The organism is Demequina muriae (assembly GCF_030418295.1).
Taxonomy (GTDB): domain Bacteria; phylum Actinomycetota; class Actinomycetes; order Actinomycetales; family Demequinaceae; genus Demequina; species Demequina muriae.
This window is the reverse complement of sequence record NZ_JAUHQA010000001.1, coordinates 2,360,090-2,376,495: the sequence shown is the minus strand read 5'-3', so window position 1 is coordinate 2,376,495 and position 16,406 is coordinate 2,360,090. Positions and strand designations below refer to the sequence as shown.

The following is a 16,406-nucleotide window of genomic DNA, read 5'->3' as shown; positions in this document are numbered from 1 at the left end:
TCACGGCTCACAGTACGGCCCGGTGATCGGTGGTGGCAACGCCTGGCAGCCGAGGCGCCGTCAGCGGCGGCAGGGAGCCAGCGTGACATTCGGTCAAGAAATGGCAAGAATGGCAGGAGCGGCGGCACACCCGCCCCCATCCCACGCAGCATCGGCGCACTACCCCGCGCCCGACAGGAAGGTCACCGGTGGCATCACACGGCGAGCTTGACAAGGACCCCAGCGAGACCGGCGAATGGATCGAGTCTCTTGACGGACTCATCGAGGCCGGGGGTGAGTCGAGAGCCGAGTACATCCTCGACCGCATGGTCGAGCACGCGGCGGCCAAGCAGCTGTCGGTGCCGCTGAGCCTCAACACGCCGTATGTGAACACGATCCACGTCGCGAACGAGCCCGAGTTCCCCGGCGACGAAGAGATCGAGCGCCGCTACCGCGGATGGATCCGTTGGAACGCCGCCGTCATGGTGACGCGCGCCCAGGCCGGCGACAAGGGCGTGGGAGGCCACATCTCCTCCTACGCGTCCGTCGCAACGCTGTACGAGGTCGGGCTCAACCACTTCTTCCGTGGCAAGGATCACCCCGGCGGCGGGGACCAGGTGTATTTCCAGGGTCACGCGGCCCCCGGTGTGTACGCCCGCGGCTACATGGAGGGTCGCCTCTCCGAGGAGGACCTCGACTCGTTCCGCCAAGAGAAGTCAGCGGCCGGTCGCGGCCTGCCGTCGTACCCCCACCCCCGGCTGATGCCCGAGCTGTGGGAGTTCCCCACCGTATCGATGGGACTCGGGCCCGCATCGGCCATCTACCAGGCGTGGACCAACAGGTACCTGCACCTTCGCGGCATCAAGGACACGTCGCAGCAGCACGTGTGGGCGTACCTCGGCGACGGCGAGATGGATGAGCCCGAGTCGCGCGGAATGCTGCAGCTCGCGGCCAACCAGGGGCTCGACAACCTCACGTTCGTGGTGAACTGCAACCTGCAGCGACTCGACGGCCCCGTGCGCGGCAACGGCAAGATCATCCAGGAGCTCGAGGCGTACTTCCGCGGCGCCGGCTGGAACGTCCTCAAGGTGGTGTGGGGCCGCAACTGGGACCCGCTGCTGGTGCGCGACGACGACGGCGCGTTGGTCAACCTGATGAACACCGTCCCCGACGGTGACTTCCAGACCTTCCGCGCTGAGTCCGGCGCGTTCATCCGCGACCAGTTCTTCGGCGGCGATCCGCGCGCCAAGGAACTGGTCAAGGACATGACGGACGACGAGATCTGGGCGCTCAAGCGCGGCGGTCACGACTACCGCAAGCTGTATGCCGCCTACCTCAAGGCCACGGCCAGCCAGAACGGCAAGCCCACCGTCATTCTCGCGAAGACCATCAAGGGCTACGGGCTCGGCGCCAACTTCGCCTCGCGCAACTCGACCCACCAGATGAAGAAGATGGCCACGGCTGATCTCAAGGTGCTGCGCGACACCTTCGACATCCCGTTCACGGACGAGCAGCTCGAGGAAGACCCGTACAACCCTCCGTACTACCACCCCGGAATGGACGACCCGGCGATCAAGTACATGCTGGGACGTCGCAAGGAGCTGGGCGGATTCGTGCCCGAGCGGCGCGACCCCAAGAAGCAGATCGACATGCCGGACGACAAGGCGTACGAACTGCTCGCCAAGGGTTCGGGCAAGCAGCAGATCGCCACCACGATGGCCTTCGTGCGCCTGTTCAAGGACCTCGTCAAGGACAAGAGCTTTGGGCACCGACTGGTGCCGATCATCCCCGACGAGGCCCGCACCTTCGGCCTCGACTCGATCTTCCCCTCGGCCAAGATCTTCAACACCCGCGGCCAGAACTACCTGCCGGTGGACCGCGAGCTCATGCTCAGCTACAAGGAGTCCGAGTCCGGGCAGATCATGCACACGGGCATCAACGAGGCGGGTTCGGCAGCGGCGTTCCAGGCGGTGGGCACGTCCTACGCCACCCATGGCGAGCCGCTGATCCCGTTCTACGTCTTCTACTCGATGTTCGGGTTCCAGCGCACCGGCGACCAGTTCTGGGCCGCAGGCGACCAGATGACCCGCGGGTTCATCATCGGGGCCACCGCCGGGCGGACCACGCTCGCGGGTGAGGGACTGCAGCACGGCGACGGGCACTCCCCGATCCTGGCCGCGACCAACACCGCCGTCGTCCAGTACGACCCGGCGTTCGGCTACGAGATCCGTCACATCGTCAAGGACGGCATCGAGCGGATGTACGGCCCCGACACCAGCCGGGACCCGAACGTCATGTACTACCTCACGGTGTACAACGAGCCCATCCAGCACCCTGCGGAGCCTGAGAACCTCGATGTCGAGGGCGTCCTGAAGGGCATCTACAAGTTCGCCGAGGCGCCGGAGGGCGACGGCCCCGAGGCGCAGATCCTGGCGTCCGGCGTCGCCGTGCCGTGGGCTCTCGAGGCTCAGGAGCTGCTCGCCGCCCACTACGGCGTGCGCGCCACGGTGTGGTCGGTGACCTCCTGGAACGAGCTGCGGCGCGACGCTCTCGACGCCGACCAGCACGAGTTCCTGTACCCCGACGAGGAGCCTCGCGTGCCGTACGTCACGAAGAAGCTTCAGGACTCGAAGGGCCCGTTCGTCGCGACCACGGACTTCGACCACCTGATCCCGGACCAGATCCGCGCGTGGGTCCCGGGCGACTACGCCACGCTCGGCGCCGACGGCTTCGGCTTCTCGGACACCCGTGCCGCCGCGCGGCGCTACTTCAAGATCGACGGACCCTCCACTGCGGTGCGCGTGCTTCAGCAGCTCGCGAAGCGCGGAGAGATCGATCGTGGACTGGTCAAGGAAGCGATCGACCGGTACGAGCTCCACGACGTGACCAAGGGCACGTCGGGCAACGCCGGCGGCGACGCCTAGCCGACCGCTCCACCACGTTCAGACGGCCGATGCGCGGGCTTGCTCGCGCATCGGCCGTCTGTGTTGTCGTGCACGTCGCGATCGAGCGCGGTGCACCGGCGACGCAGGTCGATCAGGGAGTACGGGGCTCGTCAGACTCGTTGAGGTCGTCGCCGGAGTCGTCGCCTGACTGATCGATGTCCGCGGGCTCTCCGCTGGCGTCGGAGTCAGCGGACATGTCGGCCTCAGCCGCCGGAGTCGAGGGCTCGCGCGCCGAATCACCGGGGTCGTCTGCCTCGCCGACTGCGGCTTCACGCTCCTCGAGGGGCGGCGTGTCATCCGCAGGCACCGTGTCGTCTGCAGGCACCGGGTCGTCTGCAGGCACCGGGTCGTCTGCAGGCACCGGGTCGTCTGCAGGCACCGTGTCGTCTGCAGGCACCGTGTCGTCAGCGGGCACCGTGTCATCGGGGGCTGCCGACTCATCCATCCCTGCGGCGGCCGCGTAGGGCGAACGCGTCAGGCCGTCGCCCTCACCGGCGGCGTCCGACGGACCGGACTCGCGTGACTGCGGTGACGAGGAGTCCGCTCCAGGTGAGGAGCGCTCCGATGCACGAGTGCGGTCGTCCGCACTCGTGGCGCTGTCCCGGCCATGGTCGGCCCCACGCTGCTCTGAGACGGCTCCGTCATTGGCGCGGGCCTCTGGCCGTGACTGACGTGGCGACTCGGCAGCCGCAGCCCCAGGAGCGGCCTTCGATGCCGCTCCCGCGCTGGTGCCGTCCTCGGGTGCGACCGGGCGCGGAGTGTGCGCCGGAGGCGTGGTCGACGTGCCTCCGGGAATGGCGGAGGTCCCCACCATCGCCAGCGTGGCGTCGGAGTCGTTGATCGACCGGCGCACCATGATCGCGAGCACGATGATGGTCACCACCACCACCGCCAGGAGGCTCCACAGCAGCACGAGCAACAGTCCGCTGAACGTGCCGACTGGCTCCACCCGGACATAGGCGTCGCCTGCGCACTCCCCCGCGTCCGTGTCGACGGTCGCGGCCAAGTGATACGTGCCGGTGACGAGCAGTCCCGAGGCGTCCTGGATCTCGTCCAGCTGGCCCTCGACCGACGTCTCCCCGCTCCACTCGGTGAGGTCCGGCGCCTCGGCGAACGTCGCATTGCGCAGCGGAATCTCGAAGCCACCGACCAGGACGGACAGCCGGGCACGCGCCTCGGTGACGGCGCCCTCGGTGGTCGTGGTCCAGGCGATGGTGTCCGTGGTCGTCACACGGAAGGGATCGATCGCCGTGGTGCTCGGGGGCGAGACCGCCTCAGTCTCGAGCGACGAGGTTGCGGTCGCCATGCAGCCCGAGGACATCGAGCCGCCGCGCATGACCTCGGGGATGCCGGTGAGCGCGACGCCTCCCAGCAGCGCGCCGAGGACGATGACCGTGATCATTCGCCCCTTCGCCAGTGCCAGACGCTGGGTCAGCACGGCCGATGCGGCGATGATCGTCAATCCGACGATGCCGAACAGCGGAAGCCGGTCGGGTGGCAGCACCCCCAGCACGGTCAGCAACGCCATCACCAACAGGCCGAGGACGAGCCCCAGCAGAGCACCCACCAGGGGCTTCGGTCGTGCTTCGGTCATCGCGACGCTCCTTTACGGTCCTGGTCTCACGCTAGCCCCAACGCTGAATCCCAGCCACCATTCCCGCGCCGCGCCCCCTGGTCGACCCCGCCGGGCTTGGTACGAATCGACAACGAGCAGCGGCCAACACCGGGACGACGCCCCTTCGCCCTCGTTCGGCTACGAGCCTCGCTTGTCATGTCCCCACAACGCGGCCCTATGCTGGCGCCATGTCCACACCACACGCGCGAACGGAGACGCTGCGGCGCCTGAGAGCGGCGACCGGCCGGCTCGCGACCGCTGCGCTCACCACGCTGGACTCCGACTACGCGTGGTTCCGGGCGCTGCCGGCACAGGAGCGCTCGTGGGTTGGGACCGTGGCCCAGGCAGGCATCGACTCTTTCGTCTCCTGGTACGCGGATCCCCAGCACAGCCAGCGCAGTGCCACCGAGGTCTTCGCCGCCGCGCCCACCGAGCTGACCCGGTCCGTGTCTCTGCAGCACACGCTCAGCGTGATTCGCACGGTGGTGCGCGTGGTGGAGAGCCACTCCGACGAGTTCGCGTCGCCCGGCGCCGAGCGTGACGTCCGTGAGGCCATCCTCATCTACTCCCGGGAGATCGCGTTCAGCGCGGCCGAGGTGTACGCACGTGCCGCGGAGACCCGTGGTGCGTGGGATGCCCGCCTCGAGGCACTGGTGGTCGATGCCCTGGTCCGCGGAGAGGTCGACGAGGGCCTTCCGTCACGCGCCGCCGCGCTCGGGTGGAAGCCCGGTCCCACGCTCGTCATGGTGGGGCTGACGGACGGCACGCTCGGCGAGGTGCAGTCCGCGGAGCTGCGGCGCACGATTCGCCGAGCCGCCCCCGGCGCACTCGTGGGCATCCACGGCGACGACCTCGTGGTGATCGCGCGCGGCGATGACGACCACGGCGCGTTGACGACGCACCTGCTGAGCAGTTTCGGTCCGGGTCCCGTCGTGATCGGCCCGGCCGCCGTCACGCTGGTGGAGGTCGCGCGGGCGACCCGTGCGGCGCTCGCCGGAGTCGTGGCGGCGCCGGCGTGGTCGATCGCGCCTCGACCCGTCAGCGCCGACGACCTCTTGCCGGAGCGAGTGCTCGTGGGCGACACCATGGCGCGCGAGCGGCTCATCGCGATCGCCTATGACCCGATCGTGCGCGCCGGGGGCGCCCTCGCGGACACGATCGCGACCTACCTCGATTGCGGCCGTTCGTTGGAGCTGGCGGCGCGCACCATGTTCGTGCACCCCAACACCGTCCGCTATCGACTGAAGAAGGTCGCCCATATGACCGGGTGGGACGTGCTGTCGACGCGTGATGCGCACGTGCTCGAGACTGCCTTCGCGCTCGGGCGTCTGCGAGACTCCACCCACACGCCTTTGTAGCGAACCTACAAATTGCAGGTGCCGAATCGGTGGCCGACACGCCCACCACCACCCACCGAATAGGAGATGCTTGACACATGATCGCCGTTCTCTTCCCCGGACAGGGCGCCCAGACTCCCGGAATGCTCGCCCCGTGGCTCGACATCCCCGCAGTCGCCGCCCACCTGCGCGCATTGTCGGAAGCGACAGATATCGACCTGCTCGCGCACGGCACCACGTCAGATGCGGACACCATTCGCGACACGGCCGTCGCGCAGCCGCTGCTCGTGGCGACGGGTCTTGCGACCGCCCGTGAGCTCCTGGGCTCCACGACGCCGGGGCTGGTGGCGGGCCACAGCGTGGGCGAGTTGGGCGCCGCTGCTCTCGCAGGCGTCATCGACGACGCCGAGGCCATGCGCCTCGTCTCCGTGCGTGCGCGCGCCATGGCCGCTGCCGCGGCCGGCGCCGAGCCCACCTCGATGGCCGCCGTGCTCGGCGGTGTCGAGGAGGAGGTCCTCGAGCGCCTCGAGCAGTTGGGGCTCACCCCCGCGAACATGAACGGTGGCGGCCAGATCGTCGCAGCAGGCGCCACGCCCGGGATCGAGGCGCTCGCCGCCGACCCGCCAGCTCGAGCGCGCGTGATCCCCCTCCAGGTCGCCGGAGCCTTCCACACGTCGTACATGCAGCCAGCCGTCACCGCGCTCTCGGACGCGACCGCATCGGCCGCACCGAACGACCCTGCGACGACCCTGCTGACGAACGCAGACGGCACCACGGTGACGTCCGGCGATGAGGGGCTCAACCGCATCGTCGCGCAGGTCGCCAACCCGGTCCGGTGGGACCTCTGCCAGGCGCGTATGCTCGATCTCGGCGTGACTGCGATCATCGAGGTCGCGCCCGGTGGCGTCCTCACCGGCCTCGCCAAGCGTTCCCTCAAGGGGGTGCCGGCGGTCGCACTCAAGACGCCCGACGACCTCCCCGCCGCCCGAGAGCTCCTGGAGCAGCACGCGTGACTACTCTGAACATCCGCCGTGGACCCGAGTTCACCAGCATCATGGGGCTTGGTGCCGCTCGCGGCGAGAACGCGGTCCCCAACGACGACATCATCGGGCCGATCAACTCCTCAGACGAGTGGATCCGCAAGATGACCGGGATCGTGACCCGCGTGCGCGCCGACGCCGGCACGTCGGTGATCGACCTGTCCGAGCGGGCCGCGCGCGATGCGATCGCGCAGGCGGGCATCGAGCCCGGCGACATCGACACCGTCATCCTGTCGACGATCACGCACCCGTACATGACCCCCGGCGGCGCGCCGGTGCTGGCCGACCGGCTCGGCTCGACGGGCGCGGCCTTCGACATCTCCGCCGCATGCGCGGGCTACTGCTACGGCATCGGTCAGGCCGACGCGCTCGTCCGGGCGGGCAATGCCCGGCACGTGCTCGTCGTCGGCGCGGAGAAGATGAGCGACTACGTCGACCCCGCCGATCGCTCCATCTCCTACCTGCTGGGCGATGCTGCGGGCGCGGTCGTCATCGGCCCCTCCGACACTCCCGGCATCGGTCCCACGGTGTGGGGCTCTGACGGCTCCGGCGCTCCGCTGATCGGTCAGACCGCGTCGTGGCTCGACGTGCGGGACAACCCCGACACGGCGTTCCCCACCCTGTACCAGGAGGGGCCGAGCGTGTTCAAGTGGGCCTCCTTCAAGATGGCGCCCGTCGCTCTCGAGGCGATCGCCGCGGCGGGAGTGACGCCGGATGACATCCAGGCATTCATCCCCCACCAGGCCAACGTGCGCATCATCGACCAGCTGGTCAAGCAGATCGGCCTGCCGTCCCACGTCGCAGTGGGCAAGGACATCGTCGACAGCGGCAACACGTCGGCCGCATCCATCCCGCTCGCGACCGAGCGCCTGCTGCGCGACGGCGACGCTCACTCGGGCGATCTCGCCCTTCAGATCGGCTTCGGAGCCGGCCTGGTCTACGCCGCGCAGGTCGTGGTCCTGCCGTAACGGCGGACTCCGAACTAGGCTTCTCACCGTTCCACACGAACCCGATGCGACTGCATCACCATCACAAGGAGAGACACATGGCAGACAAGAACGAGATTCTCGCTGGGCTCGCTGAGATCGTCGCCGAGGAGACCGGCCTCGACACCGCCGAGGTGCAGCTCGACAAGTCCTTCACCGACGACCTCGACATCGACTCGCTGTCGATGATGACCATCGTCACGCTCGCGGAGGAGAAGTTCGACGTCCGCATCCCCGACGAGAAGGTCAAGGACCTCACCACCGTCGGCGACGCCGTCGACTTCATCGCCGCCGCACAGGGCTGACAAGCACCCCGATCCCCGATCCCCACTGGAGCAACACCATGACTGTCGTCGTCACTGGACTCGGCGCGACCTCGCCTCTTGGCGGGGACGTGTCCTCGACCTGGGAGGGCGCTCTCGCCGGCAGGTCCGGCGTGCGCACCCTGGACAACGACTGGGCGGAGACGTACGGCATGGCCGTCAACTTCGCCGGTCAGCTGGCGGTGTCGCCCCTGGAGGTGCTGTCCCGGCCCGAGGCCAAGCGCATGGACCCGAGCGCCCAGATGGCGATCGTGGCCACGCGCGAAGCCTGGGCGCACGCCGGATCGCCCGAGGTGGACCCCGAGCGCATCGGCGCCGTGGTCTCCTCGGGCATCGGTGGCGTCTGGACGCTGCTGAGCGCGTGGGACACCATGAAGGAGAAGGGCGCCGCACGCGTGCTTCCGCTCACGGTCCCGATGCTCATGCCGAACTCCCCCACCGCATACGTGTCGCTGGAGCTCAAGGCCAGGGCAGGCTCGCATTCGCCGGTGTCCGCGTGCGCCTCCGGCGCCGAGGCGATCGGCATGGCCTTCGAGATGATCGAGTCCGGACGTGCTGACATCGTGGTCGCCGGCGGGACCGAGGCGGCGATCCACCCGCTTCCCATCAGCGCCTTCGCCGCGATGGCGGCGCTGTCCAAGCGCAACGACGACCCGGCAGGAGCCTCGCGGCCCTACGACACCTCGCGCGACGGCTTCGTGCTCGGCGAAGGATCGGGCGTGGTCGTGCTCGAATCCGAGGAGCACGCCAAGGCGCGCGGTGCGCACATCTACGCGCGGCTGCTGGGCGTCGGCATGACGTCCGACGGCCACCACATCGCCGCCCCGGAGCCCAATGGCACTGGCCAGACGCGCGCCATGGAGCTCAGCCTTCAGCGTGCGGGCCTCACCGCGGCGGACGTCGCGCACGTGAACGCACACGCCACCTCCACCCCCGTGGGCGACATGATCGAGGCGCGCGGCATCCGCGCGCTGCTCGGCTCGCACGCGGACCAGGTGGCGCTCAGCGCGACCAAGTCGATGACGGGCCACCTCCTGGGCGGCGCAGGCGCGCTCGAGTCCGTCTTCACGATCAAGGCCCTCGAGACCCGCACCGCTCCGCCGACGATCAACGTGACGTCCCCCGACCCCGAGCTCGAGCTCGACCTGGTGAGGGACACCCCGCGCGAGCTGCCGGAGGGTCAGCTGGCGGCGATCAACAACTCGTTCGGCTTCGGCGGCCACAACGTCGCGCTGGTGTTCGGCACCGCGTAACCCCTCTCGCCCTTTCACTACGCACCACTTTCCGTCCGACACGCCGCGTGATCGCGCCCTGGAGTACTGAGGGCACGGTGTGTCGCGTGCGACGTGGTTCGTACTGTCGGCGGTGGGGAGGCGGGGCGGCGGAGTGACCGGCAGTGCGCAGCGTCAGATGTCGGTGGGCGTGGCCTGGTGGAACCGCAGTCGCCACCGGCCGTCATTCACCCACACGGACGTCCGGTGGGCCGCACCGCGCACCGCCCTGGTCGGCACTGAGGTATAGCGCACGAGCGCGACGTCCTCGCAGATCGCCACGGCGGTGAAGTCGGTCAGCGGCAGCTCCACGTCGATCTCGACGGGCTGCAGGGCGAGCGTCTCGTCACGCGTGAAGGTCCGGCCGGATCGTCCCACCTCAGCGAACTCGTCGGCGAGCACCGCACCCATGAAGCGCAGGTCGAAGCGAGTCTCAGGGCGCCACATCGCCTCCTCCATCGCCTGAAGGGTGAGCACCTCGTCCCGGGTCAACTCCTGCATGGTCTCGTCAGCTAGCCGACGCGGTGCAGCCACCGCACGGGCGCGCCAGAGCCTGCATACCGGAACGGCTCGAGCTCCTCGTCCCAGGCAGCGCCGAGCGCCAGGTCCATCGCGCGCTTGAACTCCGCGACCGACACACCTGCCTCGAGCACGGCACGAATGCGGTCCTCCGGCACCACGATGTTGCCGTGGACGTCCGTGACGGCATGGAAGATCCCGAGCGACGGAGTATGGGACCACCGACCGCCGTCCGAGCCGAAGGACGGGTCCTCGGTCACTTCGTAGCGCACGTGCTCCCAGCCGCGCAGCGCCGATGCAAGGCGCGCGCCAGTGCCAGGGGTGCCCTGCCACGCCACCTCGGCCCTGTAGAGCGAGGTGCCGGCAGGCTGATCCGTCCATTCGAACGAGCCGCGTGCTCCCAGCACAGACTGGGCGGCCCACTCGATGTGCGGGCACATCGCGCGCGTCGCCGAATGCACGAAAAGGACACCTCGGGTGATCGCAGCCATGACCCATCCTTCCTAGTGAGGTACGTCTTCCCCTACGACCTCGAAGGACAACCCGGCTGCACCAGGTGTGCTCCTATGGTGCCTCATGTGCGCCGATAACTCCAGCGGCCGCGCGCGGGGTGTGGAACGCTGGGCGCATGGCCGGCCCGAACACCCCTTCCACCGCCATCCTCACGATGACCGCCCAGCAGGTGCGCGACGCCGAGCGGGAGGCGATGAGAACGGTCTCGGAGCCCGTTCTCATGGCGCGGGCGGCCGATGCGATCGCGGCTGAGTGCGAGGCGCTGCTGCTCGAGCGGCACGGGCGCACCCAGGGGTGCCGGGTCGTCGTGCTGGCGGGGAGCGGCAACAACGGCGGTGACGCGCTGCTCGCCGGCGCACGGCTGCACTACCGGGGCGCGGCGACCACGGCCGTGCTCGTGGGGCCCACCGCGCACGCGATGGGACGCGGGGAGTGCGAGGCGGCCGGGGCGCTCATCATCGACGCTCAGCCCGACGCCCCGCTGAATCGGGCCGCAGCGCGTCAAGCAGTCGAGGACGCGGACCTGGTGATCGATGGCATCGTCGGCGTGGGCGCCAAGCCGGGTCTGCGCGAGCCCGCCGATGCGCTCGTGGCGGCCATTCCCTCACGAGCCATCGTGGTCGCGGTGGACATCCCCAGCGGACTCGAGGTCGACTCGGGCGTCTCCACCGCGTCGCACGTGCGCGCCCATGTGACGGTCACGTTCACCGCTCCCAAGCCGTGCCTGATCGAGGAGCCGGCTGCCGCATCGGCCGGCCGGGTGGTCGTGGTGCAGGTGGGCGTGCTCCGTCGGTGACGCGGGCTACGCCTCGAGCGACTCCCGCAGCTCGCGCATGGCGCGCTTGCGCACATCCTTGGCGAGGCGATCGAGGTACAGCTTCCCGTCGAGGTGGTCGACCTCGTGGTTGATGAGCCGGGCCCAGATCTCCTCACCCTCGATCACGACCTCGGCACCGTCCAGATCCGTGCCCACCGCCTTGGTGTAGGACGGTCGCTCGCATGGGTACCACAGGCCCGGGACGGACAGACAGCCCTCGTCGCCCAGCTCCTGGAGATCGCTGCTGCGCTCCACGATCTCGGGGTTCAGGATGTACCCGACCTCACCGTCGATGTTCCACGAGAACGCTCGCAGGCTGACGCCGATCTGGTTCGCCGCCAAGCCTGCGCGTCCCTCGTGATCGACGGTCTCCAGCAGGTCCTCGACGAGCGTGCGCACACGGTCGTCGATCACGGTGATGGGTTCGCACACAGTGCGCAGGACGGGGTCGCCGGTCACCCGGATGTCACGCATGGCCATGCCCCGTATTCTCGCACGTGCCGCGCACCCGTCGAGAGCCTGGCAGGTCGATCCCACGTGCGCGGGTGCCGATGTGCCAGTCTGGATGCGTGAGCACGCCACAGGACTGGGGCGCGGAGCAGGTCCGCGAACGATGGCCGGTGCCTCCGTCGGACGCTGACAAATACTCGCGAGGCGTCGTGGGCGTCGTGGCAGGGTCGGACGCGTACCCCGGCGCGGCCGCACTGGTCGTCTCCGGGGCGATCAGGGCCGGGGCGGGCATGGTGCGCTACGTGGGCCCGGCCCGCGCGCAGGATCTCGTGCTCTCCCACCGCCCTGAGTGCGTGGTGCACGATCCGGGCGACGCGGCTGAGTCCCTTCCCCGAGCACAGGCGTGGGTGGTGGGGCCCGGGGTGGCAGACCATCCGATCCAGGATGCCGCCATCGGCGCCGTGATGGCGTCCGGACTTCCGATGGTGGTGGATGCGGGGGCCCTTGAAGAGGTGGCGCGCTCGCGCGCCTCCGGCTCGCGCGACGCGCCGTCCGATCGAGTGCTGCTCACCCCACATGCGGAGGAGCTCATGCGCACGCTCGAGGCGCTCCGCCACGACGCGACCATCCTGGACATCGCCGCGGACCGGGCCGGCCACGCCCGGCTGCTCGCCGAGACCGCGCGAGCGACGGTCCTGCTCAAGGGAGCGCGGACACTCATCGCTTCGCCTGGCGGACACGTGCTGGAACTGCCAAGCGCTCCCCCGTGGCTCGCCACCGCGGGGAGCGGCGACGTGCTCGCTGGCATCGCGGGGGCCCTGCTCGCGGCAGGGCTCACTGCGGCCGATGCGGGGGCGTGCGCCGCCTGGGCGCACGCCCGTGCGGCCGAGTCGGCCAACCGCGGCGGCCCCGTCGCCGCTCTCGACGTCGCCCAGGCGCTCCCGCACGTGATCGCGGCCCTCCTCGGCTCCCCGTCCCGCCCTTCATCGGAATAGCGGGCACCCCCGCCACGGTTGTTCTCGGTACAGAGGCGGTCCGCACCAGCGATCGCCCCGCCGAGCAAGGGAGACACGCCATGAGTGGATCAGACCGACTGAGCAACGCCGCACAGGACGCCAAGGGCAAGGTCAAGGAAGGCTTCGGCAAGGCGACCGACAACGAGCAGCTCGAGGCCGAGGGCAAGTTCGACCAGGGCAAGGCGTCCGCCAAGGACAAGGTCGAAGACGGCAAGGACGCGGTCGCGGAGAAGTACAACGACGCGACGGACCGTCACCAGGACGACGACAAGTCCTGACACCAGTCGCGTTCACACCAGTCGACGTGACGGCGGCGGGGGCCTCCGGGCCCCCGCCACTGTTGTCTGTGCCCACTGTTCCCCTTGATCACCGCGTCCGCCGTCGTGCTGCCTCCATCGTCGTGGCGCTGCCGATCACGGGCGGACCCGCGTCGCATCGAGCCCATAGCGGCGCAGCAGGTCTCCCATCAGCGGCGACGGCTCGCCGTGGACGCTCACGTGCTGCGAGCCGAATCGAGTCGCATCGGCATCGGGGGTGACCCACACCGACCAGCCCGGGGCATGAGGCCCGACGGAACCGATGTGAACGTCGGTCCGCGCCACTGCGCCACTGCGCCAGTAGACGGCGATGCGGTCCACACCCACCATCGACTGATCGCCGCCCACGCTCCAGCTGGTGCACTCGACGCCGTTGCTCGCACCGGCGGGGATCTCTGAGTCCTCCAGGTAGCTCGTCTGCCAGTCCTCCTCGATCTCGACCCGGTCGCTGCCGATCTCGATCGCGAAGTCCGGAAGTGCGCGACGAAGGACGCGCTCCCATTCGTCGACGCCCAGGGTGGCCGCGAGCTGACCCCGGACCTCGACGCCCGCATCGGCCTCCCGCAGGAGTGCGAGCCCACGACCGATGTCGAGCCGCCTCGCCATCACCAGGCCGCATTCGAGGTGTCGCGCGCACAGCCACGCAGCGTCGGGCGGTTCGCCGCGCGACGAGTCATCAGCCGTGGACTCGTCGGCGTCGCACCACGTCGCGTGCCACGCGAGATCGGCCTCGCGCGGAAGGAAGTCCACGAGTGCACCGGCGTCGGTGACGTCGGCCCCGCAGACGGCGCATCGAGGCGTGCTCATGCCACCACGCTAGGACCTCGCGCCGACACGCGCCGGGCGATGTCGATTGTCGGGGAGGTGCACCGACGTCGGCAGCCGTCGTGACGGCACTCCTCCCGCACGCGCCGACGCGCCGGCCGCACGATTGCGGACCGGCGCGTCGAGACGTGCGCAGGGGCTGCAGGCTCAGGTGACGTCGTCGTCGACCCAGTCCATGGTCTTCGTGACGGCCTTCTTCCAGTTGCGCATCATCCGTGCGCGCTCGTCCTCGTCGAGGTCGGGTCGCCAGCGCTTGTCCTCGGCCCAGTTGTCGATGACGTCCTGCTCGCCGTCCCAGTAGCCGACAGCGATGCCGGCGGCGTAGGCGGCGCCCAGTGCCGTGGTCTCGGCGACCTTCGGGCGCACCACCTCAACGTCGAGGATGTCCGCCTGGAACTGCATCAGGACGTCATTCACCACCATCCCGCCGTCGACCTTGAGCTCGGTGAGGTCCACGCCCGAGTCGGCACGCATCGCGTCGAGCACCTCCGCGGTCTGGTACGCCGTCGCCTCGAGTGCCGCACGAGCGATGTGGCCCGCCTTCACGTACCGGGTGAGACCCACCAATGCGCCCCTGGCGTCCGAGCGCCAGTACGGTGCGAAGAGGCCCGAGAACGCGGGCACGAAGTACGCTCCCCCGTTGTCGTCGACCGACGCCGCCAGATCCTCGATCTCAGGTGCGGTCTTGATGAGGCCCACGTTGTCACGCAGCCACTGCACCAGCGAGCCGGTCACGGCGATCGATCCCTCGAGGGCATAGATCGCCGGCTTGTCGCCGATCTTGTAGCAGACCGTGGTGAGCAGACCGTTCTTGGACGGCACCAGCTCCTCGCCCGTGTTCATGAGCATGAAGTTGCCCGTGCCGTACGTGTTCTTGGCCATGCCGACCTCGAAGCACGCCTGTCCGAACGTCGCCGCCTGCTGATCACCGAGGATGCCCGCGATCGGCACCTCCGGCAGCATGCCGCCTCGCCTGCCCTGGCCGTACACCTCGGCTGACGAGCGAATCTCGGGCAGCATCGACATCGGGATGCCCATGTCGGCGGCGATGGACTCGTCCCACGACAGCGTGGTGAGGTCCATCAGCATGGTCCGCGAGGCGTTGGTGACGTCCGTGACGTGAACCCCGCCGTTCTTGCCGCCGGTCATGTTCCACAGCACCCAGCTGTCGATCGTGCCCATCAGCAGGTCGCCCGCCTCGGCCTGCTCCCGCGCTCCCTCCACGTTCTCGAGGATCCACATCACCTTGGGACCGGCGAAATAGGTGGCGAGAGGGAGGCCGACGCGATCCTTGTACTTGTCCGCGCCATCATCGCCGCCAAGCTTGTCGATGATCTTCTGCGTGCGGGTGTCTTGCCACACGATGGCGTTGTAGACGGCCTTGCCCGTGTTCTTGTCCCACACCACCGCGGTCTCGCGCTGGTTGGTGATGCCGACGGCCGCAATGTCCTCGTGAGTGAGGTCGGCCTTGGTGAGGGCCAGGCCCACCACTTCGCGCACGTTCGTCCAGATCTCGTGCGGATCGTGCTCCACCCACCCTGCCTGCGGGAAGATCTGCTCGTGCTCCTTCTGTCCCGAGGACACGATCGCGCCCGAGTGATCGAACACGATGGCCCGGGAGCTCGTGGTGCCTTGGTCGATGGCGAGGATGTAATCCTTCATGGTGATGTCCTTGTCTCTAGAGGTGTGATGCGCAGCGACGGAGTGAGCCGCATGCGCGCTAGTAGATGGCGCCGGCCAGCAGTCCACCGGCGACGCCGCCGATGAGCGGTCCGACGATCGGGACCCAGGCGTAGCTCCAGTCGGAGGTGCCCTTGCCCTTGATCGGCAGCAGCGCGTGAGCGATCCGGGGTCCCAGATCGCGCGCGGGGTTGATGGCGTAGCCGGTGGGACCGCCCAGGCTGGCGCCGATGCCGGTCACCAGCAGCGCGGCAGCCAGCGGTCCGAGATCCCCTGGCCAGTTGCCGAAGCTCAGCACCACGAACACCAGGACGAAGGTGCCGATCACCTCGGTGACGGTGTTCCAGCCATACGAGCGGATGGCGGGACCCGTCGAGAAGATCGCCAGCTTGGCTCCTGCATCGGCCGTCTCGTCGAAGTGCTTCTTGTAGACGAGATACACCAGCACGGCGCCGATGAACGCGCCGACGAGCTGTGCGGCGACGTAGGTGACGAAGTTGCCTGCGTTGACGGCGATTCCGGGGCCGAACTCCTCTGCGCCGGAGGCCCAGATGCCGGCAGTCACCGCCGGGTTGATGTGGCCGCCGGTCGAGAAGGCCACGAACACACCGGAGAAGACCGCGAGGCCCCATCCGAAGTTGATGAGCAGCCAGCCGCCGTCAAGGCCTTTGGACTTGGCGAGCAGAACGTTCGCCACCACGCCACCTCCGAGGAGGATGAGCATTCCTGTCCCAAGCATCTCTGAGAGGAAGATGTCAGTCACGGGGACTTCC

16 protein-coding genes are annotated in these 16,406 nt (G+C 69.0%); 9 read left to right on the top strand and 7 right to left on the bottom strand.

Going from position 1 to position 16,406, the window contains the following annotated elements:
* Positions 1 to 188: 188 nt before the first annotated feature.
* On the top strand, positions 189 to 2,903 hold the full coding sequence (gene aceE / locus QQX02_RS11200) for a pyruvate dehydrogenase (acetyl-transferring), homodimeric type (protein ID WP_301143155.1): 2,715 nt from the start codon (positions 189 to 191) through the stop codon (positions 2,901 to 2,903).
* Between the two features lie 112 nt (positions 2,904 to 3,015).
* On the opposite strand, the gene QQX02_RS11195 is transcribed toward aceE, so the two are convergent.
* Entirely contained in the window at positions 3,016 to 4,518 is a 1,503-nt protein-coding gene (locus QQX02_RS11195) for a hypothetical protein (RefSeq protein ID WP_301143154.1), read from the bottom strand.
* A 209-nt stretch (positions 4,519 to 4,727) separates the two neighbouring features.
* Between QQX02_RS11195 and QQX02_RS11190 the strand changes: the two genes are divergently transcribed.
* From QQX02_RS11190 to fabF, 5 genes are all read left to right on the top strand, one after another.
* Complete coding sequence (locus QQX02_RS11190) at positions 4,728 to 5,897, top strand: PucR family transcriptional regulator (RefSeq protein ID WP_301143152.1); 1,170 nt, start codon at positions 4,728 to 4,730, stop codon at positions 5,895 to 5,897.
* Positions 5,898 to 5,974: 77 nt separating this feature from the next.
* Positions 5,975 to 6,889: an ACP S-malonyltransferase gene (locus QQX02_RS11185; protein WP_301143151.1), complete on the top strand. Its 915-nt coding sequence runs from the start codon at positions 5,975 to 5,977 to the stop codon at positions 6,887 to 6,889.
* A gap of 41 nt (positions 6,890 to 6,930) precedes the next feature.
* Positions 6,931 to 7,884: a beta-ketoacyl-ACP synthase III gene (locus QQX02_RS11180; RefSeq protein WP_301143728.1), complete on the top strand. Its 954-nt coding sequence runs from the start codon at positions 6,931 to 6,933 to the stop codon at positions 7,882 to 7,884.
* 77 nt (positions 7,885 to 7,961) lie between these two features.
* On the top strand, positions 7,962 to 8,207 hold the full coding sequence (locus tag QQX02_RS11175) for an acyl carrier protein (RefSeq protein ID WP_301143150.1): 246 nt from the start codon (positions 7,962 to 7,964) through the stop codon (positions 8,205 to 8,207).
* A 38-nt stretch (positions 8,208 to 8,245) separates the two neighbouring features.
* Entirely contained in the window at positions 8,246 to 9,478 is a 1,233-nt protein-coding gene (gene fabF, locus QQX02_RS11170) for a beta-ketoacyl-ACP synthase II (protein WP_301143149.1), read from the top strand.
* Positions 9,479 to 9,631: 153 nt separating this feature from the next.
* Here fabF and QQX02_RS11165 read toward each other — a convergent pair whose 3' ends face one another.
* Both QQX02_RS11165 and QQX02_RS11160 read right to left on the bottom strand, forming a co-directional pair.
* Entirely contained in the window at positions 9,632 to 9,997 is a 366-nt protein-coding gene (locus tag QQX02_RS11165) for a nuclear transport factor 2 family protein (RefSeq protein WP_301143148.1), read from the bottom strand.
* Between the two features lie 11 nt (positions 9,998 to 10,008).
* Positions 10,009 to 10,506: a DUF3145 domain-containing protein gene (locus tag QQX02_RS11160; RefSeq protein ID WP_301143147.1), complete on the bottom strand. Its 498-nt coding sequence runs from the start codon at positions 10,504 to 10,506 to the stop codon at positions 10,009 to 10,011.
* Between the two features lie 137 nt (positions 10,507 to 10,643).
* Between QQX02_RS11160 and QQX02_RS11155 the strand changes: the two genes are divergently transcribed.
* Positions 10,644 to 11,324, top strand: a complete 681-nt coding sequence (locus tag QQX02_RS11155) for an NAD(P)H-hydrate epimerase (protein ID WP_301143146.1) — start codon at positions 10,644 to 10,646, stop codon at positions 11,322 to 11,324.
* A 6-nt stretch (positions 11,325 to 11,330) separates the two neighbouring features.
* Here QQX02_RS11155 and def read toward each other — a convergent pair whose 3' ends face one another.
* Positions 11,331 to 11,825, bottom strand: coding sequence for a peptide deformylase (def, locus tag QQX02_RS11150; RefSeq protein ID WP_301143145.1), 495 nt, complete (start codon positions 11,823 to 11,825; stop codon positions 11,331 to 11,333).
* Between the two features lie 89 nt (positions 11,826 to 11,914).
* Here def and QQX02_RS11145 point away from each other — a divergent pair, with 89 nt between their 5' ends.
* Entirely contained in the window at positions 11,915 to 12,790 is an 876-nt protein-coding gene (locus tag QQX02_RS11145) for an NAD(P)H-hydrate dehydratase (protein WP_301143144.1), read from the top strand.
* Between the two features lie 80 nt (positions 12,791 to 12,870).
* Positions 12,871 to 13,089 carry a CsbD family protein gene (locus tag QQX02_RS11140; RefSeq protein ID WP_301143143.1) on the top strand — a complete coding sequence of 73 codons (219 nt, stop codon included), beginning with the start codon at positions 12,871 to 12,873 and terminating at the stop codon, positions 13,087 to 13,089.
* Positions 13,090 to 13,224: 135 nt separating this feature from the next.
* Here the strand turns inward: QQX02_RS11140 and QQX02_RS11135 are convergent, their stop codons facing one another.
* From QQX02_RS11135 to QQX02_RS11125, 3 genes are all read right to left on the bottom strand, one after another.
* The gene (locus QQX02_RS11135) at positions 13,225 to 13,935 is read right to left on the bottom strand and encodes a hypothetical protein (protein ID WP_301143142.1); all 711 of its coding nucleotides are present in this window, start codon (positions 13,933 to 13,935) and stop codon (positions 13,225 to 13,227) included.
* A gap of 165 nt (positions 13,936 to 14,100) precedes the next feature.
* Positions 14,101 to 15,615: a glycerol kinase GlpK gene (gene glpK, locus QQX02_RS11130; protein ID WP_301143141.1), complete on the bottom strand. Its 1,515-nt coding sequence runs from the start codon at positions 15,613 to 15,615 to the stop codon at positions 14,101 to 14,103.
* A gap of 58 nt (positions 15,616 to 15,673) precedes the next feature.
* Positions 15,674 to 16,396, bottom strand: a complete 723-nt coding sequence (locus QQX02_RS11125; protein ID WP_301143140.1) for an MIP/aquaporin family protein — start codon at positions 16,394 to 16,396, stop codon at positions 15,674 to 15,676.
* Between the last annotated feature and the right edge of the window lie 10 nt (positions 16,397 to 16,406).

What these genes read in the sequence shown, in the direction of transcription:
- QQX02_RS11195 (WP_301143154.1), bottom strand. Translation starts at nt 4,518, where the DNA reads ATGACCGAAGCACGACCGAAGCCCCTGGTGGGTGCTCTGCTGGGGCTC.
- QQX02_RS11190 (WP_301143152.1), top strand. Translation starts at nt 4,728, where the DNA reads ATGTCCACACCACACGCGCGAACGGAGACGCTGCGGCGCCTGAGAGCG.
- QQX02_RS11185 (WP_301143151.1), top strand. Translation starts at nt 5,975, where the DNA reads ATGATCGCCGTTCTCTTCCCCGGACAGGGCGCCCAGACTCCCGGAATG.
- QQX02_RS11180 (WP_301143728.1), top strand. Translation starts at nt 6,931, where the DNA reads ATGGGGCTTGGTGCCGCTCGCGGCGAGAACGCGGTCCCCAACGACGAC.
- QQX02_RS11175 (WP_301143150.1), top strand. Translation starts at nt 7,962, where the DNA reads ATGGCAGACAAGAACGAGATTCTCGCTGGGCTCGCTGAGATCGTCGCC.
- fabF (WP_301143149.1), top strand. Translation starts at nt 8,246, where the DNA reads ATGACTGTCGTCGTCACTGGACTCGGCGCGACCTCGCCTCTTGGCGGG.
- QQX02_RS11165 (WP_301143148.1), bottom strand. Translation starts at nt 9,997, where the DNA reads ATGCAGGAGTTGACCCGGGACGAGGTGCTCACCCTTCAGGCGATGGAG.
- QQX02_RS11160 (WP_301143147.1), bottom strand. Translation starts at nt 10,506, where the DNA reads ATGGCTGCGATCACCCGAGGTGTCCTTTTCGTGCATTCGGCGACGCGC.
- QQX02_RS11155 (WP_301143146.1), top strand. Translation starts at nt 10,644, where the DNA reads ATGGCCGGCCCGAACACCCCTTCCACCGCCATCCTCACGATGACCGCC.
- def (WP_301143145.1), bottom strand. Translation starts at nt 11,825, where the DNA reads ATGGCCATGCGTGACATCCGGGTGACCGGCGACCCCGTCCTGCGCACT.
- QQX02_RS11140 (WP_301143143.1), top strand. Translation starts at nt 12,871, where the DNA reads ATGAGTGGATCAGACCGACTGAGCAACGCCGCACAGGACGCCAAGGGC.
- QQX02_RS11135 (WP_301143142.1), bottom strand. Translation starts at nt 13,935, where the DNA reads ATGAGCACGCCTCGATGCGCCGTCTGCGGGGCCGACGTCACCGACGCC.
- glpK (WP_301143141.1), bottom strand. Translation starts at nt 15,615, where the DNA reads ATGAAGGATTACATCCTCGCCATCGACCAAGGCACCACGAGCTCCCGG.